The sequence below is a fragment of the Listeria tempestatis genome, from assembly GCF_963575625.1.
GTDB lineage: Bacteria > Bacillota > Bacilli > Lactobacillales > Listeriaceae > Listeria > Listeria tempestatis.
Genome location: NZ_CAUYTK010000001.1, coordinates 383,908 through 406,124, shown reverse-complemented (window position 1 = coordinate 406,124; position 22,217 = coordinate 383,908). Strand labels below are relative to the sequence as shown.

The following is a 22,217-nucleotide window of genomic DNA, read 5'->3' as shown; positions in this document are numbered from 1 at the left end:
ATAGCACATCAGATACTAAAAGACGAATTATTCTTCCGAAGCAACTGATTCGCGCTCAATGTTACTACGATCCACCAATTTCAAGAACGGATACCAAATCACAAAAACAATGAAGAAATCAACAATTTGTAAAGCTCCGCCAAGCCATGAATTCGTTGCTAAAATACCATTTAAAATGATTGGGACAGTCCAAGGCACAGCAACACCAGTTGGGGTTGGCACAATTCCCGCAGCCATAACGAAATAATTGAAAAGTGTAACGATGAGCGGGGCAATAATCCATGGAATAAAAATAGTTGCATTTAAGACAATTGGTAGTCCAAATAAGACCGGTTCATTTACGTTGAAAATACCAGGACCTAATGCAAGTCTACCAATTTCTTTACTTTGTTTACTTTTCATAAAAAAGCAAGTGTGATGACAACAGCAAGCGTCATCCCAGAACCACCCATTCCAACAGTGAAAACTTCCATGAACGGTTTTGTAATAATATGTGGTAGCGGGTCGCCCGCTTTATAGGCATCTAAGTTTTCCAGCATAAGCGTATTCCAAATGGGGTCCATTACAGAGTTGACGATAATTTGCCCATGTAGCCCGAAAAACCATAGCAATTGTACAAAGAAAAGAGCGATAAGGGTTGGAACAATTCCAGAACCAAGACCAACTAATGGTTTTTGAATGACTGTATAAATAACGTCATGCAAATTTGTATTGAAAACAGCTTGAACGAGAACGTTAATAGCTAGAAAAATTGTTAATGTTAAAATAGCAGGAATGAGCGCAGCAAATGATTTCGCTACAGCTGGCGGGACACCAGGCGGCATTTTAATCGTCCAGTTTTTCCGTACAAAGAAGCGGTAAAATTCAGCGGCAACAAAACCCGTTATCATTCCGATAAACATCCCTTTAGCACCTAAACGGTCAAGTGAAAGAGCTCCAGTAATGAGTTCTCCTTTTGCACTATTAAAGAAGAAGGGGGTTAAAATTAAGAAGCTAGCAAGCGCCACCGCACCACCATAAATCGCCTCCACTTTATAATAACTAGACAAAGAGTAGCCAATTCCGAAAACGACGAATACCGTCATCATGCTCATTGTCGCATTTTGGGCATTTCCTAAGTAAAGTTGTAGCATTTCTTTCGTTGAATCACTCCAAAAAGGGAGATTCATAAGTACAACCGCAATGGAGCCAAACATTGTGAGCGGGAAAGCAAGCATAAAAGCATCACGTAAACTACTTAAATAACGATTTTCACCAAGTTTAGCAGCAAGCGGCATTAGTTTATTTCCAAGCATTTCCATAAATTTATTCACTAGCATAATCCTCCTTTTTTTAAAAGAAAACGTTTTCTAGTGAATATTATACCTATTTATTTTTAAATGTCTAGTCTTTTAATTTTAAAGATTAATCAATAAAAAAGAAAACCCAGTTTATGGATTTTCTTTTTTCGCTCTATTTATTCAATAACCAATAGTTCTTTCGGAAACTCAGTTAAAATTTCATATCCGTCTTTTGTCACGACAATATCATCTTCAATTCGAACGCCAGCAACTCCAGGAACATAGATGCCCGGTTCAATAGTAAAAACCATGTTTTCAGCAAGTGGCATATCATTTGTTTCTGTAATGGAAGGGAACTCATGAACGCTAGCTCCTAAACCGTGACCTAATCGGTGCGGGAAGTAATCACCATATCCAGCGTCACGAATTGTGTTTCTGGCCGTCAGATCAAGTTCTTTAGCCGGCGCACCAGCGCGAACCTTGGCAATTGCTTTTTGCTGTGCATCTAAAACCGTATCATAAATTTTCTTTTGCTCCGCGGAAATTTCACCAAACGCAACTGTACGCGTAATATCCGAGCAATACCCATTATGCACAACACCTAAATCAAATAGGACTAAATCGCCTTTTTTTATTTTTGTGTCACCTGGTGTTCCGTGTGGAAGTGCGCCATTTTTACCAGTTAAAACCATCGTATCAAAACTCATTTTCGAAACGCCTTTTTTCTTCATTTCATATTCAATTTTTGCAACAATTTCAGCTTCCGTTTTGCCCTCAGCAATTTCATTAACGCCAACTTGAACGGCATAATCAGCAAGAAGTGCAGCTTCTTTCAAAATTTTAAGCTCGTTTGGCGTTTTAACAAGCCGAATCATTTGTATTTTATGTTCAATGGGTACAAAAGAAGCGGCGCTAAATTTGCCTGAAAGCTGTTCAAAGCGGTCTAAAGTAATATGATTTTTTTCTAGCGCAATCTTGGTCGGATTTTTAACCCGAGCTTGAATTTGTTCGGCAATGATTTGAAAAGGATCTTCCGTATCACTATAACCGTAAACGTCGTGTTTCCAGCCGCTCGTCTTAGCATCTTCAACTTCGAGTCCTGGTGTGAAAAGAAACGGCGGATGCTCTTTGAAAACGATCAACCCAAGTACACGTTCATGAGGCTCACTATGGTAGCCTGTAAAGTACGCTATGTTTTCTGGGTCAGTGATAAAAGCAGCCGAAGCATTTTGCTCTTTTAACCAATCTTCTAAAACATCAATATTTTTTTCCATTTTTTTACCTTCTTTCCGAAGCGAGTTCTTATTCATCATAGCATGATTTTTAGCTTTTCGCACGCTTATAGTTGCTTTTCTATTCTAATAACTATAAAATTAAAGTGGTACAGATAAAGCTATATATATCAGTGGTTCGTTTTGTTTTTATTAAAGCTTTATCATCTATACTATAGCAGTTTATAACACAAAAATACGAAGGGGAGTTTTGAATGTGAAAATTTCATTTCACGGGCAATCTTGTATCAAAATAGTAACGAATGGGCGAATGATACTCGTGGATCCTTTTATTTCCGGCAATCCAGCATGTGATTTAGTTGTTGGAGAACAAAAACCAGATTATATTGCGGTAACTCACGGGCATGATGACCATGTAGGCGATACAGTGGAAATCGCCAAACAATCAGGCGCAACGATAATTTGTAACGCTGAACTCGCTACTTTCTTTGGTTTACAAGGGGTCCAAAACATTGCAGCTATGCACATTGGAGGAAAAAGGGAGTTTGACTTTGGAACGGTTAAATTGACGCAAGCCTTTCACGGATCTGCTACCGTTTTGGATGGCAAAATTATCAATTTGGGGCTGCCAAATGGTTTCGTTTTCACGATAGACGGAAAATCTATTTATCACGCCGGGGATACGGGGCTTTTCTCTGATATGAAATTGATTGGCGAACAAAGCCCAATTGAGGTAGCTTTTTTACCAATTGGTGATAATTTTACAATGGGCCCAAGTGACGCCAAACTTGCGGCTGACTTTTTACAGGCCAACACAGTTGTTCCCATGCACTACAATACTTTTCCACTTATCGAACAAGATGCAGAGGCGTTTGTGAAATCATTATCGGTAAACAGGACTGGGAAAGTGATGGAAATAGGAGACGAAATCGAAGTTTAAAGAAATAGGTGAAAAAAATGGCTACTAAACATGAACAAATATTAAAATACATTGAAAACCTTGCTGTAGGTGAAAAAATTTCGGTGCGGAAAATTGCTAAAAATCTTTCTGTTAGTGAAGGCACCGCTTATCGCGCCATTAAAGATGCTGAAATTATTGGTTTTGTATCAACAATAAAACGAGTCGGGACACTTCGAATTGAACGGAAGCAAAAAGATAGCATTGAAAAGCTTACATTTGCTGAAATTGTTAATATGATTGATGGTCAAGTGCTCGGCGGACGAGAAGGCTTATATAAGTCATTAAACAAGTTTGTCATCGGTGCCATGACAGTCGAAGCTATGGAACGTTATACAGACGCTGGAAATTTAGTCATTGTTGGAAACCGTGAACGCGCACATGAACTTGCCTTGCACCGAGGTGCAGCCGTTTTGATTACAGGTGGGTTTGATACAAATGATGAAGTGAAACGTCTAGCGGATGAAAAAGAATTGCCGATTCTCTCAACTTCATATGATACATTTACGGTCGCAACGATGATTAACCGTGCCATTTATGACCAATTAATTAAAAAAGAAGTTGTTCTTGTGGAAGATATTTCAACACCACTCGAAGATATTGCTTATTTAGATACGTCTGAAAAAGTAGACGATTGGCATAAATTACAAGAAAAAACAGGACATAGCCGTTTTCCAGTCGTCAATAAAGCGAATCGCCTTGTTGGTATGGTAACAAATAAAGATATTATTGATAAAAATCATGCCATTTCGATTGAGCGCGTCATGACTAAAAACCCACTAACAGTTGGGGCAAAAATGAGCGTCGCCTCTGTTGCGCACATGATGGTGTGGGAAAGTATTGAAGTTATTCCCGTTGTAAAGGATGACCTAACGCTAATAGGTATTGTTAGCAGGCAGGATATTTTAAAATCCATGCAAATGATTCAAAAGCAGCCTCAAGTTGGCGAAACCATTGATGATACGATTGCAAAGCAGCTCGATGAAAAAGAAACGGATGACCAAGAGCATACCTATGAGTTTAAAGTAACACCTCAAATGACAAACTCGCTTGGTACACTATCATACGGCGTCTTCACACAACTAGTTTGTGATGTTGTACAACAAAAATTATTTACAATGAAAAAAAGAAATGTCGCAATTGAAAATGTAACCATGTATTTCTTAAAGCCTGTCCAAATGGATGCCACACTATCTATTAAACCGCGCGTACTTGAAATGGGTCGAAAAGCAGGTAAACTAGATGTTGAGCTTTATTTAGAAGGTATTTTAACTGGAAAGGCGATTGTCGCTTGCCAAATGATGGAGCGCTAAAAAAAGAGGTGTAAAGATGAAAAAAGAAATTTTAGAAGAAATAAAAGCTTATCAAACCATTATTTTGCACCGGCACGTGCGCCCTGATCCAGACGCATATGGCTCGCAAATGGGACTAGCAGAAATCATTCGTGCTACTTTTCCCGAAAAAAAAGTGTTTTCAGTAGGTTCAAAGGAGCCAACGCTTGCTTTTTTAGGCGAAGTCGATGTTATTGCTGATGAAATTTACAAAGGAGCGCTCGTTATAGTTTGCGACACGGCGAATACAGAACGAATAGACGACTCGCGCTACCAAATGGGTGCAAAGTTGCTAAAAATTGATCACCACCCAAACGACGACGCTTACGGAGACCTTTTATGGGTTAACACTCAGGCATCCTCGTGCAGTGAAATGATTACTTCCTTTTATGAGGAATTTCAAGATGAACTCGTTTTAAATAAAGCTGCGGCTAGACTTCTTTATGCTGGAATCGTTGGCGATACGGGCAGATTTTTATACCCAAGCACAACGGAAGAAACGCTACGCCTCGCGGCAAAACTCGTGAAATTTCCATTTAATCGCCCGGAACTCTACCAAAATTTATATCAGCGACCACTTAAAACCGTCAAATTATCAGGCTACATCTTTGAAAACCTTAATATGCATAAAAATGGTGCAGCAACCATTTATATTTCTAAAGAAGTTCTACAAAAATTTGATGTTTTACCGAAACAAGCCTCCGATTTGGTGAGCTCGATCGAAAACATTGAAGGCTTAAAAGCTTGGATTATGTTCGTTGAGGAAGATAGTGAAATTCGGGCACGCCTTCGTTCAAAAGGTCCAATCATTAATGAATTAGCGAAAGAATATCGTGGTGGCGGTCATCCGCTCGCCTCTGGGGCAACGGTTTATACAAAAGAAGAAGTTTTAGAAATGGAACAAAAATTGTATCAAATTTGTGATGCTTATATTGCAAATTGATTGGCTAGGTGATGAGGAGTTTGTCAATCGGCAAACTCTTTTTTTACGAACATACTTTCTTTTTTTTTGCGTAAAAGCTATAATGAGAAGAGAACGATTTGAAGGGAGCGAGAGTAGTGGGATTTGTTCATTTACAAGTGGCGAGTGCCTATCATTTGCTGTCTAGTACAGCGCGAATTTCAGAACTCGTCCAGACGGCGAAAGATTACCATTATTCTGCGCTAGCAATTACGGATAAAAACGCGCTTTATGGTGCGATTGAATTTTATACAACGTGTAAAAAAGAAGGTATTAAGCCAATCATTGGAATGACCATTGATATTGAAGGTGTTATTAATCCTGGAAAAACCTACGAGCTGGTTTTGCTTGCTGAAACAACTGATGGTTACTACAATCTTTTAAAAATAGCAAGTGCCATTAAAACGCGTGAAGAGGCCGAAGAGATGCCACTTAAATGGTTGCGTTCTTATTGTAGCGGCATCATTGCGCTTTCACCGGGTGGAACAGGTGAGATTGAACAATTACTTTTGGAAGGAAATCTGGAAGCGGCTAAAGAAGTGGTTTTGGAATGGCAAGCTATTTTTGGTGAGGCTAATTTTTATTTGACACTCCAAAAACATCAAGCGAAAATGGCACAGGCTGTAGCGGAATTTGCGAAATCAAACGCGCTTTTTGTCGTTGCATCGAAAAATGTACGTTATATGCGTCCAAAAGATATTCAAGCTACCACGGTTTTACAAGCCATTCGTGATAATCAAACAGTGGACTGGACATCACTTGAACTTGCTGGACCAACTTATTTTGCAAGTCCTTCTGAGATGGCGCGTGAGTACACATCTAGCTTTGAAGAAGAAGCACTCATGCGAGCTGGCGAAATAGCGGACCGATGTAACGCGGAAGTTGCTATGCATCAACATCTTTTACCTCGCTTTCCTGTAAAGAAAGGGGAGTCTGCGAAAGACGTTTTGCATGAAGTGGCAAGAGCTGGGCTCATTTCACGTGGGCTTGATGGTCGACCTGAATATGAGGAGCGGCTTTTTTACGAACTTGATGTCATCGTCCGAATGGGTTTTGCCGATTACTTTTTAATTGTGTGGGATGTGATGAAGTATGCACGTGAACATGGTATTTTAACAGGTCCAGGGCGTGGTTCTGCTGCCGGTTCACTCGTTTCATACGTTTTACAGATTACAGATGTTGATCCGATTTTATATAATTTACTATTTGAGCGATTTTTAAATCCTGAGCGGGTGACGATGCCCGATATTGACTTAGATTTTCCTGATAACAAGCGTGATGATGTTATTTCCTATGTAGTTCACAAGTACGGAGCGAAGCATGTTGCGCAAATTGGCACATTTGGAACGCTTGCCGCAAAAGCAGCTATTCGTGATACAGCACGAACATTTGGCTTAAATACTGTACAACTTGCGGAATGGGCCAAATTAATTCCTAATCAACTGGGTATCACGCTCGCAAAAGCACGTGAACTAAATGACCGGCTCGATCGTCATATTTCGAGCTCAAAAGAAAACGAAATGATTTGGGAAGTAGCTTGCCAGTTAGAAGGTCTACCGCGTCACATTTCAACGCATGCTGCTGGCATCGTCATCTCAGATGAACCACTCGTAAGTCAAGTTCCGCTACAGACTGGTAGCAACGATGCGCTTCTAACGCAATATCCGATGAATGATTTAGAAGCAATCGGTTTGCTTAAAATGGATTTTTTAGGTTTGCGTAACTTAAGTTTATTAGACCGCGTTTTGCGTTCTGTGAACTACAACCGCCAAATGTCTTTAACCATTCAAGATATTCCTTTAAACGATAAAAAAACGCTTGAATTATTTAAACGCGGCGATACAACGGGTGTTTTCCAATTTGAATCAGATGGCATTAGACGCGTGCTCCGCAATTTGCAACCCACTTCCTTTGAAGATATTGTCGCAGTCGATGCACTCTATCGTCCTGGGCCGATGGAACAAATCGACACGTTTATTGCGCGAAAGCACGGCAAACAAGCTATTGAATACCCGCATCCTGATTTAAAACCCATTTTAGAAGTCACATATGGCGTAATCGTCTACCAAGAACAAATTATTCAAGTGGCTAATCAAATGGCAGGCTTTTCACTCGGTGAAGCCGATTTACTTCGCCGTGCAGTCAGCAAGAAAAAGGCAGACGTATTAAACGAGCAACGCCAAAATTTTGTGCTTGGGGCCGTCAAAAAAGGCTATTTTGAAACAAGTGCAAATGAAGTCTATGACATGATTGTTCGCTTCGCCAATTACGGTTTTAACCGCAGCCATGCCGCAGCTTACTCTAAAATTGCGTTTCAACTTGCTTACTTAAAAGCCCATTTTCCCGCAGAATTCATGTCTGCTTTACTTAGTTCAGTTTTTGGAAATGATGCGAAAATCAGCCAATATGTTACAGAAGTGAAAAAATATGGGATTACAATGCTCCCGCCTAGCATTAATAAGAGTCACTATTATTTCCAAGTGGAAGGAGATGCTATTCGTTATAGTTTCCGGGTCATCCGGAAAGTGCCGAATAAATTTATTCTCGCTTTTATCGAAGAGCGCAAGATAAGACCCTTCCAAGATTTCTTTGACTTTTGCGAGCGTATGCCAAGTAAAATGTTGACACGAATCATTTTAGAAGCACTCATTTATTCAGGCTGCTTTGACGAGTTTGGTCATGAACGTGCAACACTTATTGCATCAATTGATGGAGCGCTACAATTTACAAATTTACTCGGAAATGATGAAAAAGGGATAAATTTATTTACAGAAGATGATGATTTTCTAAAGTCAATTAAACCAAGATACCGAGAAGTTCCACCTTTAAACGAACAGGAAAAGCTCGAGCTTGAAAAGGAATACACAGGGCAATATATGTCCGCCCATCCAATTTCACGCTACCAAACTAAAATGCAGAATCTACAAATGCCAGCACTTCATGAGCTAAAAAAAGGGCAGAAAACTATGATTGGCGCTTATATTTTAAATCAAAAAATCATTCGTACAAAAAAAGGGGAAAACATGTGCTTTTTAACTATCAGTGATGATAGTAAAGAAATAAGCGCTGTATTATTCCCAGAAGCCTATCGGCAATTTGCAGCGCTCACTGAAAAAGGGAGTCTCGTTGCGTTACAAGTGAAAATGGATGAACGAAACGGGGAACTTCAGGCAGTCGTACAACATGTACAAACTCTGGATTCTTTAGAGCTTCCAAAACGCTTATTTTTAAAAGTGGAAGAAAAGTCGGCCCTTATGAAAGTCCATCAACTTTGCAAAGCGCATCCAGGGTCATCCGTTGTCGTCGTCCATATTTCTGGGACACGCGAAACGATGGCGTTACCCGCAAAATTAAACGTTACTTTTTCAGCAAAATTAGAAAAAGAATTAAAAGATTGGTTAGGGGAACAAAATGTTGTGTTCAAATAAAAATAGTTTTTTCATTTCCTATACGATATAAAAATATGGTATAGTTTAGAGTGGAAAACGATGCTTGCAGTCTGCTAACGCATTTTAGTAGGCTGCTGTTTCTTTAAAAGAAATTATTTTCCTATTCGTAACTATTATTTTAAGCACTTATACATTTTTATTTTGTTACGGATCATTTAAAAAGCATAGATAGGGGAGGTTTCATCTTTGTTAGGAGATTTATTTACGAAGCCAAAGAAGAAAAAATATGCGGCCATTCCTACTGAAGGAGCGAAACACGATGTTCCTGAAGGGATTATGACCAAATGTCCAGAGTGTAAAAAAATCATGTACACGAAGGAACTTGAGAAAAATTTGATGGTGTGCAGTCATTGTGGTTTTCATCATCCTATCGGAGCCAGAAAAAGAATTGAGATGTTAGTCGATGAAAATTCATTTAGCGAATTAAATGAAGGGCTAACAACCGCAAATCCACTTGGGTTTGAAAATTACTTGGAAAAAATTGAGAAAGATAAAGAAAAAACCGATTTGAACGAAGCCATTTTAACCGGTCATGCCAAAATTGGTGGATTTCCGCTTGTGATTGCTGCGATGGATTCGCGTTTCCGTATGGCAAGCATGGGATCTGTTGTTGGGGAGAAAATTTTGTTAGCAGTAGAAGAAGCAGACCGTACAGGCAAACCTTTTGTCATTTTTACAGCATCAGGTGGTGCTAGAATGCAAGAAGGTATGCTTTCCCTTATGCAAATGGCGAAAACTTCTGTGGCATTTAAACGGTTTAGCAATCATAAAGGACTTATCATGACAGTCATGACGCATCCGACGACAGGCGGCGTATCGGCTAGCTTTGCCTCGCTTGGTGACTTTAACTTTGCAGAACCTGGAGCGCTCATTGGTTTTGCCGGAAGACGTGTCATTGAGCAAACAGTGCGTGAGGAACTCCCAGAAGATTTTCAAACTGCAGAATTTTTATTAAAACACGGGCAACTTGATGCGGTTATTTCGAGACTAGATTTAAGAGAAAAACTGCGCTTTCTACTAGAGTTCCACCAAAAACCAGATGAGGAGGCAACCGAATCAAATGGCGAATGAAATGGATTTTGAACAACCAGTACTAGAACTACGATCAAAAATTGCAGATTTAAAAGAGTACAATGAGAAATCAGATGTAGATCTTACAAAGGAAATTGAAAAACTAGAACATCGTTTAGCAAAACTTGAAGATGACATTTATAGCAACATGTCTGCATGGGACAAATTTCAAGTTGCAAGACATCCTGAGCGTCCGACAACACTTGATTATATTCATCTTTTATTTGAAGATTTTATGGAGCTTCACGGTGATCGCTATTTTGGTGATGACCCTGCTATTGTTGGTGGTGTGGCGAAATACCGAGGAATTCCGGTCACGGTAATCGGACATCAACGCGGGAAAGATACGAAAGACAATTTATATCGTAATTTTGGCATGCCTCACCCCGAAGGCTTTAGAAAATCATTGCGCCTAATGAAGCAGGCGAACAAATTTGGTCGACCAATTATTTGTTTTATTGATACAAAAGGTGCCTATCCTGGACGTGCCGCTGAGGAACGCGGTCAAAGTGAAGCCATTGCGCGCAATCTATATGAAATGAGCGATTTAGAAGTGCCGATTATTTCTATTGTCATTGGCGAAGGTGGTAGTGGCGGCGCGCTTGCTCTCGGTCTTGGGAATCAAATTTTCATGCTAGAAAATGCGGTATTTTCTGTTATCTCACCAGAAGGCGCTGCAGCAATTTTATGGAAAGATGCAAGTATGGCGAAAAAAGCGGCGGAATCTATGCGCATTACGGCTGAAGATTTATTTGATTTAGGCGTTACAGATGGTATTATTCCAGAAGTGCTTGGCGGCGCCCATCAAAACGTTCGCGAACAAGCGAAGCGGATTGATGAAACACTGGCTAAATCAATTCGTACGTTAACATCATTTACAAAAGAACAATTAATTGAACAGCGTTATAAAAAATTTAAAAAAATTGGTGTTTATACCGATATTTAGAATCTTAGTGTAGGAAGTTTTGTCTAAATACTTCTTACACTTTTTTGTCTTGTGAGGTTTTTAGCATGCTAATTGATATAGACCAATTGATTTAAAATCGCGAAATAAAATGTTTGTGCATACTTTACCAATATTTTTTATATAAAGAAAGATTTGTAAAAAGTCTGTGTTCATGCTTTTCATTTTATGTATTTTCATGTAAAATAGGAGCGTGTGATGGAAAAATATCATTTTCTGAGGTGGTAGTAAAAGATGAAACGTATAGCAATTTTAACAAGTGGCGGGGACGCGCCAGGTATGAATGCTGCAGCCCGTGCTGTTGTTCGTAAGGCTATTTATGCAGGGTTAGAAGTTTACGGAATTAATTATGGTTTCCTTGGTTTAGTGAACGGTAATATCCATAAACTTGAACTAGGCTCCGTTGGCGATAAAGTTCAACGTGGTGGTACTTTCTTGTACTCGGCTCGCTATCCTGAGTTTGCTACAGAAGAAGGCCAATTAAAAGGCATTGAACAACTAAAAAAACATCAAATTGATGGGCTTGTTGTAATTGGTGGAGATGGCTCTTATCACGGAGCAGAAGCGTTAACAAAACGTGGCTTCCCGACAATTGGGATTCCTGGAACGATTGATAACGATATTTCTGGAACTGATTTTACAATTGGCTTTGATACTGCACTTAATACTGTATTAGATGCGCTCGATAAAATTCGCGATACAGCAACAAGTCATGAACGTACTTTCATTATTGAAGTGATGGGTCGTGATGCTGGTGACATCGCACTTTGGTCTGGTCTTGCAGGCGGGGCAGAAGCGATTATCGTGCCAGAAGAAGAATTCAACATGGACGAAATCGTCGCTCGTTTAAATAAAGGGCGTGAACGTGGTAAAAAACATAGTATCATCGTTGTTGCTGAAGGGGTAATGTCTGGGAATGAATTCGCCAGCCGTCTTGCTGAATATGGTGATTATCATGCACGTGTCACAGTTCTTGGTCATGTGCAACGTGGTGGTAGCCCAACAGCGTTTGATCGTGTTTTAGCGAGTCGCTTAGGTTCACGTGCGGTTGATTTATTACTTGAAAACCGCGGTGGTCTTGCAGTTGGAATCCGCGAAAATAAAATCGTGGAAAACGACATTACAGAAATTTTAAAAGAAAAACATAAATTGGATGATGACATGTTTAAACTTGCATCAATTCTTTCAATTTAATTGAAATTCGGTCACCAGAACGAACTTGAGGTGACCTTTTTTCGCGAAGATTTATGAAAATAATTTATGAAAATGCGTTCATTGTCATGTTGCACAAAAAAACATGAAGAATGATAGCAACTTGCATAAAAGTTCACAAACAGCTTGTGTCCTATGGCTGTTACTGGTAAAATGAGTTAGATGTGTTTATAATGAAAAGTATGAATGGTAGTTTCTAGGAGGAATAGGAAAATGAAAAAAACGAAAATTGTTTGTACAATCGGACCTGCTAGTGAATCAGTAGAAACACTAGTACAATTAATCGAATCAGGAATGAACGTTGCACGTTTAAATTTCTCACATGGTGATTATGAGGAACACGGAGCACGTATTCAAAATATCCGTGAAGCAGCGAAAAAAACTGGGAAACCAGTTGCTTTATTACTTGATACAAAAGGTCCAGAAATCCGTACGAATGACATGGTCGGTGGAAAACTTGAATTTACAACAGGAGACGTTGTTCGTATCTCCATGACTCCAGTTGAAGGAACAAAAGAAAAATTCTCTGTTACTTATGGCGAACTTTTTGATGATGTTGAAATTGGTTCTAGCATTCTCTTAGACGATGGCCTAATTGGTTTAGAAGTAACTGAAAAAGATGAAAGCAACCGCGAATTAGTTACAAAAGTATTAAACGCAGGTGTTTTGAAAAATAAAAAAGGTGTTAATGTTCCTAACGTTTCTATCAATTTGCCAGGAATTACTGAAAAAGATGCCAATGACATTCGTTTTGGTTTAGAACAAGGCATTGATTTTATTGCGGCTTCATTCGTTCGTCGTGCTTCTGACGTGTTAGAAATTACTAAAATCTTGGAAGAAAACAATGCGACACACGTTCAAATTATTCCTAAGATTGAAAACCAAGAAGGTGTCGATAATATCGATGAAATTCTTCAAGTTTCTCAAGGTTTAATGGTGGCTCGTGGTGACCTTGGTGTTGAAATTCCTGCCGAGGAAGTTCCAATTGTACAAAAAGAATTAATTCGTAAATGCAATAAATTAGGAAAACCTGTTGTAACAGCAACTCAAATGCTTGATTCTATGCAACGTAACCCACGCCCAACACGCGCGGAAGCATCAGATGTTGCAAATGCGATTTTTGATGGCACAGATGCAATTATGCTTTCCGGGGAAACAGCTGCCGGGGATTATCCAGTTGAATCTGTTCAAATGATGGCAAAGATTGCGCTTCGCACTGAAGAAGCCCTAGTCACTCAAGATAAATTTGCGCTTAAAATGCATGCTAACACTGATATGACAGAAGCAATTGGTCAAGCAGTCGGACATACTGCACGTAATTTAGATGTTCAAACAATTGTTGCTGCGACACAAAGCGGTCACACAGCACGTATGATTTCGAAATACCGTCCAAAATCTCATATTTTAGCAGTCACATTTAACGAACACGTTTGCCGTGCATTAGCACTTTCTTGGGGTGTATATGCACGTCTAGCGAAACCAGTTCAAAACACAGATGATATGTTTGATTTAGCTGTTAAAGAGTCCATCGCTTCTGGATTAGCACAACAAGGTGATTTAATCATTATCACTGCTGGTGTACCCGTAACTGAAAGTGGTACAACAAACTTGATGAAAATTCAACTTATCGGCGAAAAAGTCGTAAAAGGCCACGGAATTGGGCGTAGTTCTGTAAGTGGAAAAGCGATTGTAGCGAAAACAAATGAAGAAGCACTAGCTAAAGCTGAAGAAGGTGGAATACTTGTTGTGAAAACAACAGATAAAGACATGATGGCGGCATTTGAGAAGAGTGCCGCAGTAATTGTCGAAGAAGGCGGCTTAACTAGCCATGCTGCTGTTGTAGGAATTAATTTGGGTATCCCAGTCGTTGTCGGTGCAAAAGATGCAACTTCTTTAATCAATGATGGTGAAACAATTACTGTTGACGCTCGTCAAGGTAGCGTATATAACGGTAAAACAGCTACACACTAAAATTATTAAACAAAAGGCTAAGACGCTAGCGTCTTAGCCTTTTGTTTTTTTATCGGGGCAAAATGCGTTATAATAAAAACATGATTATCATTGGAGTTGATAGCTTGAAAAAATTATTTGTATATTGGATTTTATACGGTTTTGTTGAGCTTCTTATTTATGTATGGCTTTTTAAAGCAATTGGTTTTTGGCCGCTCGCTCTCATCCAAGTCATTTCTACTACACTTGGCGTTTATATGTTTAAAAAAGTAGGACGAAACATTTTCAGAAATATCCGCGACGGTCGAACAGTTGCACCGTATTTGCTGGATACAATTTGTTTTTTTGTTTCAGCACTTCTAATGACGATTCCTGGCGCCTTAACAACTGTTCTCGGTCTATTGCTTTTCATTCCGTTCATACGGAATCTCTTAAAACCGAAACTGACGAAATGGTTTACAAGTCATCAACATAAAACAGACTATTATTTTGATATGTAGAAGGTGCGGGCTGTCAAAGGCTCGCTTCTTTTGGGAAAAATGTAATAGCAATTTCTTATGTTATTTATGAAATAAGATAGGTTTATTTTATGCTATTTCTTCATTTTATGCTATAATATTTTCTATCTTGTGCATTTTCAAGGTAGCAAGAAGGGTGTCCTAAATGTTTACAGAAAGTATGCTATTTTTACTCTTATTTTTATTACTAGGGATTATCGCTAAAAATAACTCGCTCATCATTGGTGTGGCAGTTGTTATTTTGCTAAAACTTTTTGCTGGAAACACAAAAATTATGGAAGTAGTTCAAGCTAAGGGAATCAATTGGGGTGTGACAATTATTACGATTGCCATCTTGATTCCGATTGCAACAGGACAAATCGGCTTTAAAGACTTGATTGAATCGTTTAAGTCACCTGCTGGTTGGATTGGCTTATCGGCGGGTATCTTAGTTTCCATTTTGTCCAGAAAAGGTGTTAGCTATATGGCGGCAGATCCGCAAATTACGGTATCTCTCGTTTTTGGGACGATTCTGGCTGTGGTATTATTTCGAGGTATCGCTGCTGGACCAGTTATTGCAGCAGGAATCGCTTATATGGCGATGCAACTGGTCACTTTTTTTACAAAATAAAATTTCTTTACGAAGAAGTGAAGGAGGATTTTCATGACTGTTTCAAAAGGATTGGAAAATGTTTATGTAGCGGAAACATCGATTAGTTCCATTATAGATGATACATTAAAATACGTTGGCTACTCCATTGATGATTTAGTAGAAAATAATGTAAGCTTTGAAGAAGTTGTTTATTTGCTTTGGCACCTTAGACTTCCAAATAAGCAAGAACTGATTAAATTTAAAGATGAAATTAGCGAACATATGGCGGTATCTGACACAATCATCACAAGCTTGCGCATGCAAAATCACCAAAAATTACACCCGATGAGCGTACTTCGGACAACAGTTTCCATGTTGGGTGTATTTGATACAGAGTCAGAACTCGATGACGGAGAATCCATTTATAAAAAAGGCTTACGTCTACAAGCGAAAATGCCAACCATTGTTGCTGCTTTTGCGCGTATTCGTAGAGGACTTGATCCAATTCCTCCTAAAACCGGCTTAAGCGTTGCTGCGAATTTTTTGTATATGATTACAGGAGAAGAAGCAGATCCTTTGTCGGTTGAGGCGATGAATAAGGCGCTTGTTCTACATGCTGATCATGAATTCAATGCTTCTACGTTTACAGCACGTGTGTGTGTTGCAACCTTGTCAGATGTATACTCTGGTGTGACTGCGGCGATTGGTGCTTTAAAAGGACCTCTTCACGGCGGGGCAAATGAACGAGTTTTTGATATGCTTGTCGAAATTGATAGTGCTTCTAGTAATGTACGTGACTATATTCAATATAAAATCGATCAAAAGCAAAAAATTATGGGCTTTGGGCATCGTGTTTATCGCGGCGGTGATCCACGTGCGAAGTACTTAAAAGAAATGTCTGAACGCCTCACAAAAGAAAAAAATGAAGAAAAATGGTTTGAACTATCGAGTCAAGTAGAAGAAGCTGTTTGGGAGTTAAAACATTTACGTCCAAACGTTGATTTCTATTCTGCATCGGTCTATCATGCACTGGGCATTGATGCAGATTTATTTACACTTGTCTTCTCTGTAAGCCGAGTTTCGGGTTGGCTAGCACATATTTTTGAACAATATCGTGATAATCGTTTAATTCGCCCACGCGCAATTTACGTTGGACCAGAAGCACGTGTTTATCAACCGATTGAAAAAAGAGTTTGAGGAGGAAAATGAATGGCTGAAAAAATTACTGTACAAAATGGCGTTTTAAATACACCAAATAACCCAATTATCCCTTTTATTGAAGGAGACGGCACTGGACCTGATATTTGGCGAGCAGCACAACGCGTGTTAGATGCTGCTGTAGAAAAAGCATATGCTGGAGATCGTAAAATTGAATGGAAGGAAGTACTTGCTGGTGAAAAAGCATTCAATCAAACGGGCGAATGGTTACCGCAAGAAACGTTAGACATCATTCGGGAATACTTTATTGCCATTAAAGGGCCACTTACAACACCAATTGGCGGCGGTATTCGTTCATTAAACGTTGCACTTCGTCAAGAACTTGACCTCTATGTTTGTCTTCGACCAGTTCGCTATTTTAATGGTGTACCTTCACCAGTTAAGCGTCCAGAAGATACCGATATGGTCATTTTCCGTGAGAATACGGAGGATATTTATGCAGGTATCGAATTTAAAGAAGGAAGCAAAGAAGCGGAAAAACTTATTTCTTTCTTGAAAACAGAGTTTGGTGTCAATAAAATTCGCTTCCCCGAGACTTCTGGAATTGGCGTTAAACCGGTTTCTAAAGAAGGAACGGAACGCCTTGTTCGTGCGGCAATTCAATATGCTATTAGCGAAAAGCGTGATTCGGTGACACTTGTTCATAAAGGTAATATTATGAAGTTCACCGAAGGTGCGTTTAAAAACTGGGGTTATGAGCTTGCTGAACGCGAGTTTAAGAATCAAGTGTTTACATGGAATCAATACGACCGCATCAAAGAGGAATCTGGCGCGGCGGAAGCGGATAGACAACAAGAAGAAGCGCTTCAAACAGGAAAGATTTTGATTAAAGATTCGATTGCAGATATTTTCTTGCAACAAATTTTAACCCGTCCAGCTGAATTTGATGTTGTTGCAACGATGAATTTAAACGGTGATTACATTTCTGATGCATTAGCTGCACAAGTTGGAGGAATTGGAATTGCACCTGGTGCGAATATTAATTACGATACAGGACATGCCATTTTTGAAGCAACTCACGGAACGGCGCCAAAATATGCGAACTTGGATAAAGTAAATCCGTCATCAGTTATTCTTTCTGGAACACTTCTTTTAGAACATATTGGCTGGGTGGAAGCGGCTAAGAAAATTACTGATTCGATGGAGAAAACGATTGCCAGCAAAACAGTCACATATGATTTCGCCCGCCTAATGGAAGGGGCAACTGAAGTTAAATGTTCGGAATTTGCGGATGAATTAATCAATAATATGTAAAAATGTAATGTTTTAATGGGTTGTATTTGAAGAAATGTAGAAAAATGTTCGGAAAAAGTTGGGGTTGGTCTCCAGCTTTTTCTTTTAACCCATTTGTATGGTAAAATGGTCATAAGTGAGAACTTGGAATAAAAGGAGGTTTTCCTGTGAGTAAATTAGTATTAATCGACGGGAATAGTATTGCAAATCGCGCATTTTACGCATTACCCTTATTAACAAATGATAAAGGAATTTATACAAATGCGGTGTATGGTTTTGCGATGATGTTAAACAATGTCATAGAGAATGAAAAGCCTGACCATTTATTGGTTGCTTTCGATGCAGGAAAAACAACTTTCCGTCATAAAACGTTTAAAGAATATAAAGGTGGACGACAAAAAACACCTAGTGAACTTTCAGAACAATTTCCGTTTATTCGCGAACTTTTAGATGCTTATGACATCCCGCGTTATGAATTAAAAGATTATGAAGCAGATGATATTATTGGGACGCTTGCTAAAAAAGCAGAAAGTGAAAATATTGAAACGGTCATCATCACAGGTGACCGTGATTTAACTCAATTGGCAAGCGAAAAAGTGACAGTTTATATTACTAAAAAAGGCATTACAGATATGGAAAAAAATACGCCTGAAACACTTCAAGAAAAATACGGTCTTACCCCCGCACAAATCATTGATATGAAAGGTTTAATGGGAGATTCTTCGGATAATATTCCTGGGATTCCAGGCGTTGGGGAAAAAACGGCGCTTAAGTTGTTGCATGAATTTGGCGGGACTGTCGAAGGTGTTTTAGAGCGCGCAGATGAAATTTCTGGCAAAAAGCTGAAAGAAAAAGTGATAGATAATAAGGAAATGGCCATTTTAAGTAAGGAATTAGCAACAATCAATACCGATTCACCAATTGAAACATCTCTTGCAGATACGAAATATGCTGGATTTCAAACTGAAAAAGTGATTCCATTTTTAAAGGAAATGGATTTTAAAACGATTTTGAAAAATTTTGATGATGCAACTACCGAAAAACAGCCACTTGCAGCTATTGAATTCGAAACGATAACTGAGTTTACGAGTGCGCATTATGCGGACAAAACGGCGCTGTATATTGAGCTAGAAAATGAAAATTATCACACAGCTCGTTTTGTTGGTTTTGCTGTTCATTCGACCAAAGGAACCTTTTTCTTTAACGAAAAGACTGCTAAAGCGAGTGATGCGTTTAAAAACTTTCTTTCTTCTAAAAAAAGTCAAAAGATTGTCTATGATGCAAAAAAAACAAAGGTAGCAGCAAGCCGTCTTGGGATTATCTCGGAGGGTTTAACGTTTGATATTATGCTTGCTTCGTATTTGCTTAATCCATCGGACACAATTGATGATTTTTCGAGTGTTGTGGTTCGTCATGATTATGAAAATGTTCAAACGGATGAAGCTGTTTACGGAAAAGGTGCGAAACGGGCGATTCCTGATGAGGAAATTGTGGCTAAACATTTGGCTTATAAGGCGGTTGCAACATTTGAGCTTGAGAAGCCACTTATTCGTGAGCTCGAAAATAATGAGCAATTAGAGCTGATGAAGGAGCTTGAATTGCCACTTTCGATTGTACTAGCGGATATGGAAATGCAAGGTGTTCGTGTAGATTCAAATCGTTTACTTGAGATGAAAACCGAACTGTCTGAACGTATTGAAACGCTTGAAAAATCGATTCATTCGCTTGCAGGATATGAATTTAATATTAACTCACCGAAACAGCTTGGCGTTGTTTTATTTGAGAAGCTCAATTTACCTGTTATTAAGAAAACAAAAACGGGCTATTCAACCGCTGCGGATGTTTTGGAAGCTTTATCTGGTAGCCATGCGATTATCGATGACATTTTAGTTTATCGCCAGCTTGGAAAAATTCAATCCACTTATATTGAAGGCTTACTAAAAGTGATCGATAAGGACACACAAAAAGTACACACGCGTTTTAATCAGACTTTAGCCCAAACGGGTCGACTAAGTTCTGTGGATCCGAATCTACAAAATATTCCAATTCGTCTGGAGGAAGGGCGAAAAATTCGTCAGGCATTTGTACCGAGTGTCGATGGTTGGAAGATTTTTTCGGCCGATTATTCGCAAGTAGAGCTTCGTGTTTTGGCGCATATTTCAGGTGATGAGAACTTAATTTATGCGTTTAGGCATGACTATGATATTCATACGAAAACGGCGATGGATGTTTTTCATGTAAGTGAAGGCGAAGTGGACTCGCTTATGCGCAGACAAGCGAAGGCGGTAAATTTCGGGATTGTTTACGGGATTAGTGACTACGGGCTATCACAAAACCTTGGGATTACACGTAAGGAAGCAAAAGATTTTATTGATCGTTATTTTGAGAGCTACCCAGATGTTCAAGAATATATGCATACGATTGTACGTTTTGCGAAAGAAAAAGGCTATGTAGAAACGATTTTACATCGCAGACGTTATATTCCTGAAATTATAAGTCGCAACTTTAATGTTCGCAGTTTTGCTGAAAGGACGGCAATGAATACGCCTATTCAAGGTAGTGCTGCTGATATTATTAAAAAAGCGATGATTTTAATGCAAGAGCGTCTAGAAAAAGAGAAATTAGAAGCGCGTTTACTACTTCAAGTACATGATGAGCTGATTTTTGAGGCACCTGAACATGAAATTGAGATTTTGGAAAAAATTGTTCCAGATGTCATGGAAAATGCTGCGGAATTAAATGTGCCGCTTAAAGTGGATACAGCATTCGGAAACACTTGGTACGACGCGAAGTAAGGAGTAAATATGCCAGAATTACCAGAAGTTGAAAATGTTCGAAGTACATTAGAAAACCTTATTATTGGGAAAAAAATCGACCAAATGACAGTACATGTGCCAAAAATGATTGTACGGCCTGAAGTGGATGAATTTATTCACTTGCTTGTGGGACAAAAATTCGAAGCGGTAAGGCGCCGCGGTAAATTTCTCATTTTCGACTTGACAGATGGCTCTGTTTTGGCACATTTGCGTATGGAAGGGAAATTTCGTTTGCAGCATGAAACAGAGGACGTTTCAAAACATACACACGTCATTTTTCATTTTACGGATCAAACGGAACTGAGATTTTTAGATGTTCGTAAATTTGGCACGCTTGAATTAATTGAAAAATTTGGTGAAGAAAAAACGCGTTCCATTCAAAAATTAGGTCCTGAGCCACTCGATACGCAGTTCTTAAAATCCTCATTTGCAGCTTCTTTAAAGAAAACAACACGTGCGATTAAAACGGTACTTTTAGACCAAAAGGCAGTTGCCGGGGTGGGAAATATTTATGCGGATGAAATTTGTTTTTTGGCAAAAGTGCTACCAAGCCGGTCAGCAAATTCTTTAACAAATGCTGAAATCGCTCGGATTTATGAGGCGACAAAGTCGATTATGGCAGAAGCTGTCGCACTTGGCGGCTCTACAATTCGTACTTATGTAAATTCAGAAGGGCAACTCGGTCGCTATCAGGAAAAGCTAGTTGTTTATGGTCAGGACGGTGAACCTTGTCCGATTTGCGGAACTAAAATTGAAAAAATTAAATTAAATGGGCGTGGTACACATTTTTGCCCAAACTGCCAAAAGTAGGTGAAAAATTGTGGGAATGACTATCGGACTTACAGGAAGCATCGCAACAGGGAAATCTACGGTAAGTAAAATGTTACAAGAAGCTGGTGTGCCAGTTGTTGATGCGGACATTTCGGCTCGTGAGGTTGTCATGCCTGGTACAGCGGGATTAAAAAAAATTACAGCAACTTTTGGAGAGGAAATTTTACAGGCGGACGGTTCACTTAACCGCAACAAACTTGGTGAAGTCATTTTTAATGACGCTAAAAAACGTGAGCTGCTAAATCAAATTGTCCATCCACTCGTGCGTGCCGATATGCTCGCTAAACGACGAGTCCTTTTTTCTAAGGGAGAAAAGTGGGTTGTGTTTGATATTCCACTCCTATTTGAGAGTCAATTAACGGATATAGTCGATATTACGCTTGTTGTGGCAACGAGCGAAGAAACACAGCTAACTCGTTTAATGGAGCGAAATCATTTAACAGAAGCGGAAGCTAAAGTTCGGATAGAAAGCCAAATTCCAATTGATGAAAAAAAACGCTATGCAGATTTTGTGATTGACAATAATGATTCTCTTATGGCAACAAAAAAACAAGTGAATGAGTTTTTACAGTGGCTAAAGTCATGGTATAATGAATAAAAAAGAGCGAGACATAGGAGTTGA

Annotated in this window: 16 protein-coding genes and 1 pseudogene; 15 read left to right on the top strand and 2 right to left on the bottom strand. The window is 39.1% G+C overall.

Going from position 1 to position 22,217, the window contains the following annotated elements; all coding sequences use genetic code 11:
• Nucleotides 1-27: 27 nt before the first annotated feature.
• Both celB and R8923_RS02145 read right to left on the bottom strand, forming a co-directional pair.
• Nucleotides 28-1,313: pseudogene (gene celB / locus R8923_RS02150) on the bottom strand (PTS cellobiose transporter subunit IIC).
• Nucleotides 1,314-1,456: 143 nt separating this feature from the next.
• Nucleotides 1,457-2,554, bottom strand: coding sequence for a M24 family metallopeptidase (locus R8923_RS02145; protein ID WP_485871108.1), 1,098 nt, complete (start codon nt 2,552-2,554; stop codon nt 1,457-1,459).
• 214 nt (nt 2,555-2,768) lie between these two features.
• Between R8923_RS02145 and R8923_RS02140 the strand changes: the two genes are divergently transcribed.
• The 15 genes from R8923_RS02140 to coaE all read left to right on the top strand — a co-directional run bounded on the left by R8923_RS02140 (nt 2,769) and on the right by coaE (nt 22,193).
• The gene (locus tag R8923_RS02140) at nt 2,769-3,452 is read left to right on the top strand and encodes a metal-dependent hydrolase (protein WP_485871107.1); all 684 of its coding nucleotides are present in this window, start codon (nt 2,769-2,771) and stop codon (nt 3,450-3,452) included.
• 17 nt (nt 3,453-3,469) lie between these two features.
• Nucleotides 3,470-4,783: a CBS-HotDog domain-containing transcription factor YtoI gene (gene ytoI / locus R8923_RS02135; RefSeq protein ID WP_485871106.1), complete on the top strand. Its 1,314-nt coding sequence runs from the start codon at nt 3,470-3,472 to the stop codon at nt 4,781-4,783.
• A gap of 16 nt (nt 4,784-4,799) precedes the next feature.
• Nucleotides 4,800-5,744 (top strand): DHH family phosphoesterase, encoded by a 945-nt coding sequence (locus tag R8923_RS02130; RefSeq protein ID WP_485871105.1) that lies wholly within the window; start codon nt 4,800-4,802, stop codon nt 5,742-5,744.
• A gap of 116 nt (nt 5,745-5,860) precedes the next feature.
• Complete coding sequence (gene dnaE / locus R8923_RS02125) at nt 5,861-9,190, top strand: DNA polymerase III subunit alpha (RefSeq protein ID WP_485871104.1); 3,330 nt, start codon at nt 5,861-5,863, stop codon at nt 9,188-9,190.
• A gap of 207 nt (nt 9,191-9,397) precedes the next feature.
• Nucleotides 9,398-10,282 carry an acetyl-CoA carboxylase, carboxyltransferase subunit beta gene (gene accD, locus R8923_RS02120; protein ID WP_485871103.1) on the top strand — a complete coding sequence of 295 codons (885 nt, stop codon included), beginning with the start codon at nt 9,398-9,400 and terminating at the stop codon, nt 10,280-10,282.
• Nucleotides 10,272-11,228, top strand: a complete 957-nt coding sequence (gene accA, locus R8923_RS02115) for an acetyl-CoA carboxylase carboxyl transferase subunit alpha (RefSeq protein ID WP_485871102.1) — start codon at nt 10,272-10,274, stop codon at nt 11,226-11,228. Before accD ends, accA begins: the two co-directional genes overlap by 11 nt.
• A gap of 252 nt (nt 11,229-11,480) precedes the next feature.
• Nucleotides 11,481-12,440 (top strand): 6-phosphofructokinase, encoded by a 960-nt coding sequence (gene pfkA / locus R8923_RS02110; protein ID WP_485871101.1) that lies wholly within the window; start codon nt 11,481-11,483, stop codon nt 12,438-12,440.
• A 231-nt stretch (nt 12,441-12,671) separates the two neighbouring features.
• Entirely contained in the window at nt 12,672-14,429 is a 1,758-nt protein-coding gene (gene pyk / locus R8923_RS02105; RefSeq protein ID WP_485871100.1) for a pyruvate kinase, read from the top strand.
• A 104-nt stretch (nt 14,430-14,533) separates the two neighbouring features.
• Entirely contained in the window at nt 14,534-14,908 is a 375-nt protein-coding gene (locus tag R8923_RS02100) for an FxsA family protein (RefSeq protein WP_485871099.1), read from the top strand.
• Between the two features lie 163 nt (nt 14,909-15,071).
• Nucleotides 15,072-15,536 (top strand): DUF441 domain-containing protein, encoded by a 465-nt coding sequence (locus R8923_RS02095; RefSeq protein WP_088808882.1) that lies wholly within the window; start codon nt 15,072-15,074, stop codon nt 15,534-15,536.
• 33 nt (nt 15,537-15,569) lie between these two features.
• On the top strand, nt 15,570-16,694 hold the full coding sequence (citZ, locus tag R8923_RS02090; RefSeq protein WP_485871098.1) for a citrate synthase: 1,125 nt from the start codon (nt 15,570-15,572) through the stop codon (nt 16,692-16,694).
• Between the two features lie 12 nt (nt 16,695-16,706).
• Nucleotides 16,707-17,969 carry an NADP-dependent isocitrate dehydrogenase gene (gene icd, locus R8923_RS02085; RefSeq protein WP_485871097.1) on the top strand — a complete coding sequence of 421 codons (1,263 nt, stop codon included), beginning with the start codon at nt 16,707-16,709 and terminating at the stop codon, nt 17,967-17,969.
• Nucleotides 17,970-18,115: 146 nt separating this feature from the next.
• Nucleotides 18,116-20,743, top strand: coding sequence for a DNA polymerase I (gene polA, locus R8923_RS02080; protein WP_485871096.1), 2,628 nt, complete (start codon nt 18,116-18,118; stop codon nt 20,741-20,743).
• A gap of 9 nt (nt 20,744-20,752) precedes the next feature.
• Nucleotides 20,753-21,574, top strand: a complete 822-nt coding sequence (gene mutM / locus R8923_RS02075; RefSeq protein WP_485871095.1) for a DNA-formamidopyrimidine glycosylase — start codon at nt 20,753-20,755, stop codon at nt 21,572-21,574.
• A gap of 10 nt (nt 21,575-21,584) precedes the next feature.
• Nucleotides 21,585-22,193: a dephospho-CoA kinase gene (gene coaE, locus R8923_RS02070; RefSeq protein WP_485871094.1), complete on the top strand. Its 609-nt coding sequence runs from the start codon at nt 21,585-21,587 to the stop codon at nt 22,191-22,193.
• Nucleotides 22,194-22,217 lie beyond the last annotated feature (24 nt).